The sequence below is a fragment of the Onishia taeanensis genome, assembly GCF_900100755.1.
Lineage (GTDB): Bacteria > Pseudomonadota > Gammaproteobacteria > Pseudomonadales > Halomonadaceae > Onishia > Onishia taeanensis.
The window spans coordinates 21,247-27,246 of sequence record NZ_FNCI01000022.1; the positions used below are offsets into that span (position 1 = coordinate 21,247).

At 62.5% G+C, this 6,000-nt stretch carries 6 protein-coding genes; 5 read left to right on the forward strand and 1 reads right to left on the reverse strand.

All coding sequences use genetic code 11. The features are described from left to right. Window positions 1–43: 43 nt before the first annotated feature. The 4 genes from BLR71_RS16870 to BLR71_RS16885 all read left to right on the forward strand — a co-directional run bounded on the left by BLR71_RS16870 (window position 44) and on the right by BLR71_RS16885 (window position 3,504). Complete coding sequence (locus BLR71_RS16870; protein ID WP_092528953.1) at window positions 44–400, forward strand: RidA family protein; 357 nt, start codon at window positions 44–46, stop codon at window positions 398–400. Between the two features lies 1 nt (window position 401). Then, entirely contained in the window at window positions 402–1,346 is a 945-nt protein-coding gene (gene lhpI, locus BLR71_RS16875; protein ID WP_092528955.1) for a bifunctional Delta(1)-pyrroline-2-carboxylate/Delta(1)-piperideine-2-carboxylate reductase, read from the forward strand. Beyond that, window positions 1,339–2,466 carry a class II histone deacetylase gene (locus BLR71_RS16880; protein ID WP_092528957.1) on the forward strand — a complete coding sequence of 376 codons (1,128 nt, stop codon included), beginning with the start codon at window positions 1,339–1,341 and terminating at the stop codon, window positions 2,464–2,466. The genes lhpI and BLR71_RS16880 overlap by 8 nt, the downstream gene beginning before the upstream one ends. An 87-nt stretch (window positions 2,467–2,553) precedes the next feature. Next, on the forward strand, window positions 2,554–3,504 hold the full coding sequence (locus BLR71_RS16885) for a branched-chain amino acid transaminase (RefSeq protein ID WP_092528959.1): 951 nt from the start codon (window positions 2,554–2,556) through the stop codon (window positions 3,502–3,504). A 119-nt stretch (window positions 3,505–3,623) separates the two neighbouring features. Here the strand turns inward: BLR71_RS16885 and BLR71_RS16890 are convergent, their stop codons facing one another. Next, the gene (locus tag BLR71_RS16890) at window positions 3,624–4,085 is read right to left on the reverse strand and encodes a phosphate-starvation-inducible PsiE family protein (RefSeq protein WP_175491717.1); all 462 of its coding nucleotides are present in this window, start codon (window positions 4,083–4,085) and stop codon (window positions 3,624–3,626) included. A 411-nt stretch (window positions 4,086–4,496) separates the two neighbouring features. On the opposite strand from BLR71_RS16890, the gene BLR71_RS16895 reads away from it, so the two are divergent. Then, entirely contained in the window at window positions 4,497–5,858 is a 1,362-nt protein-coding gene (locus tag BLR71_RS16895) for a Na+/H+ antiporter family protein (protein WP_092528961.1), read from the forward strand. Window positions 5,859–6,000 lie beyond the last annotated feature (142 nt).

Sequence of the window (6,000 nt, forward strand, 5' to 3'; positions counted from 1 at the left end):
TCGACGGCTGCCATAGGCCGTCCATTCACCAAAGGAAGATCTCATGGCCGTTACCTATCAAGACAGCAATGCCCGCATGAGCCAGGTCGCTGTGCATAATCAAACCGTCTATCTGGCCGGCCAGGTACCCCAGGATGCCAGCGCCGACATGAAGGGCCAGACCGAGCAGGTGCTGGCGCGTATCGATAGCCTGCTCGAGCAGGCCGGCACCTCCAAGGAGCAGCTCATCTCGGCGCAGATCTGGGTGACCAGCATGGATGAGTTCGCGGCGATGAACGAAGCCTGGGACGCCTGGGTCGTGCCGGGACGTCCGCCGGTGCGCGCGGCGGTGGAGGCCAAGCTTGCCAAGCCCGAGTGGAAGGTCGAGATCATGGTCGTGGCGGCGCTGCCGGGAGCCTGATATGCGCATGATCAACGGCGATGAGGTGGCCCAGGGCCTGCCCTGGACCGCGCTCATTCAGCGACTGGGCAAGGTCTTTCGTGAGGGAGTCGAGGCACCGCCGCGTCATCATCACGCCATGCATCGCCCGGACGGCGAGGCCACCATGTTGCTGATGCCGGCCTGGGAGCCTGCCGGGTACATCGGCGTGAAGATGGTCAACGTCTTTCCACAGAATGCCGATCAGGGACTGCCGGCGATTGCCGGCGTCTATTTCCTCAGCGAGGGGCGCCACGGGCAGCCGCTGGCTTGCCTTGAAGGCAGTGAGCTGACGCGCCGACGCACGGCGGCATCCTCGGCGTTAGCGGCCGAGGAACTGGCCCGGCAAGACGCCGAAACCCTGGTGATCGTGGGGACCGGCAAGCTGGCGCCGATGCTGATCGAGGCCCATGCCGCGGTCCGCCCGATCAAAAGGGTCAAGATCTGGGGGCGCAAGTATGCCAAGGCCGAGCAACTGGCCAATGACTATGCGGATCGCTTCACGACCGAGGCCGTCTCGGATCTGGAGGCGGCGGTCGGCGAGGCCGATATCGTCAGCTGCGCGACCCTGTCGACTCAGGCGCTGGTCAAGGGCGCCTGGCTCAAGCCCGGTGTCCATCTGGACCTGGTCGGCGCCTTTCGTCACAGCATGCGCGAAAGCGACGGCGACTGCTTCAGGCGCGGCGAGGTGTTCGTGGACACCTATGCCGGTGCCCAGGGCGAGGCCGGCGACGTGCATCAGGCCATCGAGGAGGGCGCCTTTGCCTTCGATGAGATTCGTGCCGATCTTGCTGAACTGTTGCGGGGCGAGCGCAGCGGGCGCTCTGGGGACGAGGCCATCACCGTCTTCAAGTCGGTGGGCGCCTCGCTCGAGGACTTGGCCGCCGCCATTGAGGTATGGGAACAGCTCGAGGGGCGGCATGAGTAGGGCCAAACCGGACCGCTCCCAGGGCCGGACCGGCTTCTTCTGGCATGAGCGCTGCTTCTGGCATGACCCAGGGGCAATAGGCGTGTTCTCTTCGCCCGGCGAGTACCTGCAGCCGCAGCCAGCCTCGGAAAGCCCGGAGAGCAAGCGGCGACTCAAGAATCTGCTCGAGGTCTCGGGGCTGATCGACGAGCTTCAGGTCGAAAAGCCGGCGCCTGCTAGCCGCGACGATCTCGAGCACTTCCACACCCCGGCCTATCTGGATGCCCTGTCGCTCGGCGAGCAGGCCGGTGGCGGCGATGCCGGCGACTGTGCGCCATTCCGCCCGGGTAGCGTGGCGGCCGCCTATCAGTCGGCGGGGCTTGCCATTGCCGCTGTCGAGGCGGTGGCGTGCGGGCGAATGCGCAACGCCTATGCGCTGTGTCGGCCTCCGGGGCATCACGCCGAGGCGGACCGCGGGCGCGGCTTCTGCCTGCTCGGCAATATTCCCATAGCCGTGAAGCGGGCTCGCGGCCTGGGCCATGTCGGACGGGTGGCGATCCTTGATTGGGACGTGCATCACGGCAACGGCCAGCAGGACGCCTTCTATGACGATCCCGAGGTGTTGACGGTCTCGATCCATCAGGCCGGAAATTTTCCGCTGGATAGCGGCTTCGCTGATGAGCGTGGGCGTGGAGCCGGGCAGGGGGCGAATCTCAATCTGCCGTTGCCGCCGGGTGCCGGGATAGGCGCCTATCGCTATGCCTTCGAGCAATTGATCTTGCCGGCCCTGGAAGCCTTTTCACCCGAGATGATCGTGATCGCCTGCGGCTATGATGCCTGTGCCAAGGATCCGCTGGGCAAGATGCTGCTCAACAGCAGCGCCTTCGCCGAGATGACATCACGCATCACGGCACTGGCAGAGCGTGTCTGCGAAGGGCGCCTGGTGCTGATTCACGAAGGCGGCTACAGCGAGGGTTACGTGCCGCTGTGCGGTCATGCGGTGATTGCGGCCCTTTCCGGCAGCGAGGTTCATGTGCCCGACCCCCAGGATGACGAGATCGCCGCTTGGGCGTACCAGGATCTGCAGCCGCACCAGCGTGATCTGATCGATGACTGGACCCGCGATTGGCGAGATGGCTGATCAAACGACAAAAGCTCGACAGTAGGATCAAAATCCTGACTTCCTGTCTTACTATTTGCCTCATTATCTGGCTCTGAGAGGGCGGCGATGACACCCCTGTATGATCGCGACGGTTTTATCTGGCATAACGGTGAATGGCTGCCGTGGAGAGAGGCCACCACTCACCTGCTGACCCACACCCTGCACTACGGAATGGGCTGCTTCGAGGGCGTGCGCGCCTATGCCGGTCCCAACGGCACGCATCTATTTCGGGTTGCCGAGCATACCCGGCGACTTTGCGACAGTGCCCACTCTCTGGATATACCGTTATCTTTTTCTGCCGCCCAGTTGATCGAGGCACAGCGGGAGTGCCTGGGCCGCAACGGGCTGACCAACGCCTACCTGAAGCCCACCGTCTATTTCGGCGCTGAAGGTTTGGGGCTGCGTGCCAAAGGGCTGACGACCAATGTGATGGTGGCCGCCTGGGATCTGGGAGACTACGTCTCGGCGACGGCATCCCGTGAAGGCCTGAGGGCGCTGACATCGTCATGGGCGCGTCACCACGTCAATATCAGCCTGTGCCGGGCCAAGACCAACGGCCATTACGTCAACTCGATTCTGGCCCTGAACACTGCGGTGAAGGCGGGCTTCGACGAGACGCTGATGCTCGACCCGGAGGGCTATGTGGCCGAGGCCTCGGCGGCTAACGTCTTCCTACTGCGCGATGGTGTATTGCACACCCCGGAAGTGACGTCCTGCCTACAGGGCATCACCCGTGACAGCGTGATCCGCCTGGCCCGCGAGGTGCTCGGGCTCGAGGTGCAGGAACGGCGTATTACCCGCGATGAGCTCTATACCGCCGACGAGGCCTTCTTGACCGGCACCGCGGCCGAGCTGCTGCCGTTGCGTGAGCTGGATGGACGGCGCATCGGGGCGCCCGGGCGCGAGATTGCCCCGGACTCCGTGACCGCACGGCTTCAGGGGCTGTATCGCCGCGTCACCCGGGGTGATCTGGGCGAGGATCTCTTGGCCTATCAGAAATGGCTGACGCCTGCCTGAGCGCTATTTCAAAGGTGCTATGGCGACCGTGCTGTTGCGACCTTGTCATGGCTAGCGCTTCTAAGGAACAGCCCTTGAAATAGGGCTGTCAGCGCGGTCGCTTAGCAAGGCCGGCGCCTTCAGCGATGAAGGCTGACTAGCCAATGGGTGATGCCTAGGGCGATGACCACGGCGGCGATGCCGAGGATTTCCATGGCCGTAACCTTGTCCATGTCCAGAACGATGACCTTTCGCGCGATGGCCATCAGGGCGGTCGCGACGACCAGTTGGATCGGGATGATATTGGTGCCGAGGTACAGCCGGATGTTGATGAAAATCTCGATGGCGATCAGCACCGCCATGAAGGCGCCGAACGTCTGGAAAATATCATTGATATCGAGCAGCAAGAATGGCGGTGCTATCAGGCGCTGATAGAGCACGTATAGCACGTCACCGATGCCCCAGATGATCACGAACACCATCAGCACAGCCAGCACCCTCACGGCCACGCGAATAATCCTGTGCAGGGCCTGGATCAGCGGATCGCTGTGTTCGTCGGGCAATTCATTGTGTAGCAGCTTGCGTGGTTGTTCTTCCGCCATGACCGGGCTCTCCCCAAGGGCCGACTCAGCACATATTGACGACATCTTCGATGCGCACAAAAACGCCATGGAGCGAATTGGCTCCATGGCGGTATCTCGACCTCCCTGAACACCCTCCGGGTGTCTAGGCGTCCAGCCTTTTCCTTTGGCACTCCCTGTGCCGTCGCATCCGTGGCGCTTAATCGACAGTGTCCCTTGTCTTGATGCCGCAGGGTGTTGCTTGCCCTCAACTCCCTACTGACCTCAGTCTAGGTTATAGAGACAATTTGTGACAGTTAAATAACAAAGCAGTGACATTTGTATGTCGCTAATCCGGGGCGCAATGCTCAGAAGCCGCTCCGTAGCATGCGAATTTCTGCTAGAATCGCCGCCTTTCGCGTCCTGACACATAGCTTTCGGTGGAAAAAAGGCATGAATGCGGTAATTCTGGCGGTATTAGTCATGGTGGGCCTATCGCTGGCCCGGGTGTCGGTGGTCTTTGCGCTGGTGGTTGGCGCTTTGGTCGGTGGGCTCGCTGGCGGGCTGTCTCTCGACAGCACGCTTGCAGCCTTCAATGATGGGGTCGGCGGTGGTGCCAAGGTGGCCTTGGCCTATGCCACTCTGGGCGCATTCGCGGTGGCGATATCACGGTCTGGGCTTCCTGATCTGCTGGCGCAGAAACTGATCCGGCTTCTGGGGCAGGACGCGACCCATCGTCGTCAGCGGGTAGTGAAGTACCTGCTATTGGGCTCGGTGCTGCTGGTGGCGATCTCTTCCCAGAACCTGATTCCGGTCCACATTGCCTTCATTCCGATTCTGATACCACCGCTGCTCAAGGTCATGAACCAGCTGCGGCTGGATCGTCGTGCCGTTGCCTGTGCCTTGACCTTTGGCCTCACGGCCCCCTACATGCTGCTGCCCGTCGGTTTTGGTGCCATCTTCCTCAACGACATTCTGCTTGCCAATATCAATAGCGCCGGCGAGGCGCTGGGCCTCGAGGTCAGCCGGGGCATGGTGCCTCTGGCCATGGGCGTACCGGTGGCCGGCATGGCGTTGGGTCTGATCGTGGCGGTCGCGTTCAGCTACTGCAAGCCCAGGGACTACGCCGACAGCGAGCTGGTTACCAGCAACCAGCCACACTATCCGGCCCATGGCGAGGGCCAGGCGCCGGCGGTCAGCACGTCGGGACTGGTGATGTCGGGCGTGGCGATCCTGGCCGCTCTTGGCATTCAGCTCTATAGCGGTTCGATGGTGCTGGGGGGCCTGGTCGGTTTTGCCTTGCTCTCGGTCGGCGGCATCTTCAAGTGGCGCGAGGCGGACGACCTGTTCACCAGCGGCATGCGCATGATGGCGCTGATCGGCTTCATCATGATCTCTGCCTCGGGCTTCGCCGCGGTGATGCAAGCGACCGGCGAGGTCGACACCCTGGTGCAGACATCCTTCGATATGATTGGCGACAACCAGGGCCTGGCGGCACTGCTGATGCTGCTGGTGGGGCTCTTCATCACCCTGGGTATCGGCTCGTCGTTCTCGACCATCCCGATCATCGCCACCATCTTCGTGCCGTTGGCGGTGCAGTTCGGTTTCTCTGACTTGGCCACCGTGGCCTTGGTGGGCACCGCCGCGGCGCTGGGCGATGCCGGCTCTCCGGCCTCGGATTCGACGCTTGGGCCCACCTCCGGGCTCAACGTCGATCGCCAGCACGACCATATCTGGGACAGCGTGGTGCCGACTTTCCTGCACTACAATATTCCGCTGATCGCCTTCGGTTGGCTGGCGGCCATGACGTTCTAGTCACAAGCCCTGCTCAGAGCAGCTAGCAACAGGAAACGGCGCCCTCGGGAGGCTGTGTGATAACCCGTCACCAGCCTCGGGGCGGCGCTCCAGAAGACTGCCTCGGCTTTGCCGGGGCAGTCTTCATTTCAGTGCCAGTTTT